Source organism: Tunicatimonas sp., from assembly GCF_049647865.1.
GTDB lineage: Bacteria > Bacteroidota > Bacteroidia > Cytophagales > Cyclobacteriaceae > Tunicatimonas.
Window position 1 is genome coordinate 1 of sequence record NZ_JBARYM010000240.1, and the last position, 2754, is coordinate 2754.

Genomic DNA, 2754 nt, shown 5'->3' on the forward strand with positions numbered 1-2754 from the left:
AAATTGTTCCTCTTGGAATAGATTTCTTCGGGTCTTGCAAATCGCCGGACATCGATACCCCTGCCTCAAAACCTGTTACGGCGGGAAAGAAGATGCCAAACAATAGCATAAAGGATACTCCCTCTGTTGAGGTGACTTTAGGGATAACCGGAGTGAACTCGTGCGTACCAAATAGTATCGATAGCAAAGATAAAATGATAGCCGCCATAATAACGAACTGCATCCGAAGAGCCAGCGAAGTGCTGATGATCGTAATGGTGGTAACCGCTATTAGTGCAATGGTTCCGGCAACACGAATACTGTGGGTATCGGCGGACCAACCAAAATACTGAAGAAAGCTTTCGGAAAACCCAATAATGTAGAGACTCACGCTGAACGACAGACCGACGAATAGTGCTAAGCCTAGCGTACCGCCAATAGATAGCCCCAAGCTTCGGGAGATCATGTAGTAGGTACCCCCGGCTTTCACCTTTTTATCGGTCGCTATTGACGACACACTTAGGCCGGTGGTAATGGAAATGATGTGGGCCGTAAGAATAATTCCTAACGCTGTCCAAAGTCCCGCCTGCCCAACAATTGTGGGAAGCCGCAAGTACATAATAACGCCGAGAATAGTAAGAATAGAAGGAGTAAATACTCCGGCAAACGTCCCAAATTTTTTAGTTCTCGCCATAGAAGCATTTTGAAAGTATTTCCAAAAGTTGGAAAGCTAACAAATAGTAATTTTACAGTGGGAGGTAATTTATGGAAATATTTATCAACTATGGGGTAAAAATGAAAAGAGGGTAACTATAAAGTTTATTCCTATGAATTTATTTGTAAGCTTTGTCTGACTAACTTCGATTGTTTTGCAAAAAAACCCAGAAAACTTTGGAAGTTTCTGAACAACCTAATCCTGCAATAGGAATTTGATTGGCAGCTACAATTAGTATAACTGAGGAAAGGATATGCCTGTTCTAAGTAGAAACCATTTTATAAAATGAAAATCGCGGTATTATCTCCGGTAGCCTGGCGCACTCCTCCCCGACACTATGGCCCCTGGGAGCAAATGGCCTCTAACCTGACGGAAGGACTGGTAAAAGCTGGTCAGAAGGTAACTCTTTTTGCCACCGCCGATTCACTCACTTCGGCCAAACTGGAAGCGGTAGTTCCTACCGGTTACGAAGAAGACCGCACCCAGGATGCCAAGGTAGTAGAATGCCAGCACATTAGCCATTTGATGGAGAAAGCTCATCAGTTTAATGTGATTCACAATCACTTCGACTTTTTACCGCTTACCTACTCGCGGCTAATTCCTACACCTATGCTCACCACGGTTCATGGATTCTCCTCTCCCCGCATCATTCCGGTTTACCAAAAATACAATGCTACCTCGCATTACGTTTCCATCAGCAACAGTAACCGCAGCCCGGAACTGGAGTACCTGGCCACGGTATACAACGGCATTCGGGCCGATGATTTTACGTACACCAAACAACCAGAGGATTACTTACTGTTCTTCGGACGAATTCATCCTGATAAAGGTACGGCAGAAGCTATTCAAATTGCCCGGCAAAGTAACCGGAAGCTGCTCATCGCTGGTATCATCCAAGATCAAACTTATTTTGATGAAGCTGTAAAGCCTTTTTTAGACGAACAGATTGTGTTTCTAGGATCGGCTGGACCAGCGAGACGGAATGAGTTGCTAGGAAAAGCCTGGGCACTGCTGCACCCGATCAGTTTCGAAGAGCCCTTCGGTTTAAGTGTAGCCGAAGCCCAACTTTGTGGCACGCCCGTTATTGCCTTCAACCGAGGAGCAATGCCAGAGCTAATTCAACACGAACGGACTGGCTACGTGGTGAGCACTGTTGGCGAAGCAGTTGAGGCGGTACGCCAGATTGACCGGATTAACCGCGCTCATTGTCGGCAGTGGGTGCTTACGCATTTTACCCAGGAGAAAATGGTAGCCGATTATCTAAATCTCTATCAGCATATTCTGGATCTACGATGATCTTCACTTACGGAGATGATTGCCTGAGTACTCCGAAGGTATTCACCGTAAGTTTGACACTGCCAAAAACTACCCGAGTATATTGTTCATCAGTCTTGCTTCCCTTCTTTTTCTCTCGTCAGCTGGGTGCATAGCTATTACATAGAAAAACTACTATTACAGTAGTACTTTTTCTTTCTCGGCCCATTCCAAACCACCTGTCAATGAGATACTAGCAAACTCCAGGTGGATTACTTTTCTGACCGCGCTTAAAGCTACCCAACTAGAGTCGTACCGACATCCAGCAAATGCGGCTTTGCAGGTTTTTTTACGAAATTTGATGGAGAAAAGTGAGCAGACTTTTGGTAGCTACGCCCTGACGCAGGTTAAGAAGGCCCGAGGACTGAATAAGAAAATTCTTAATCATGGTGGCCCTGGTTTGTGATTTCGCTTCAACGCAAGCAACATCCATCTGGTATTTACTAATCGCGGTGAATATTTAAGAAGTTAGAGGCGCATGCAACTCTCGCGTAGCTAAGATTTATTGATATATCACTAAATGCGAGTTGTACAGCAACGCTACAATAAGAATGCTCTGGTGAACTAACGGATGAAAAAGGATACCGTCGTATAAGGGCTGATTACAAGCTATGAACGCAACTAAATGGCAATATTACTTACGAAATAATACTAAGAATTACAATCCCAATGAAAGAGAGCAGAAGCGTAAAAGTACTAGACATGGTGGTACGCAATTGAGGCGATTTACCAATGTGCTGTTTCAA

Annotated in this window: 1 protein-coding gene and 1 pseudogene; one reads left to right on the top strand and one right to left on the bottom strand. The window is 44.5% G+C overall.

Translation table 11 applies throughout. The features are described 5' to 3' along the window. Window positions 1–673, bottom strand: a pseudogene (locus WBA23_RS07415) (Na-K-Cl cotransporter); the annotation flags it as partial. 306 nt (window positions 674–979) lie between these two features. On the opposite strand from WBA23_RS07415, the gene WBA23_RS07420 reads away from it, so the two are divergent. Then, complete coding sequence (locus WBA23_RS07420) at window positions 980–1990, top strand: glycosyltransferase family 4 protein (RefSeq protein ID WP_424581639.1); 1011 nt, start codon at window positions 980–982, stop codon at window positions 1988–1990. Window positions 1991–2754 lie beyond the last annotated feature (764 nt).

Excerpts from the sequence above, each read along its gene's own strand:
- WBA23_RS07420 (WP_424581639.1), top strand. The coding sequence starts at position 980 with ATGAAAATCGCGGTATTATCTCCGGTAGCCTGGCGCACTCCTCCCCGA.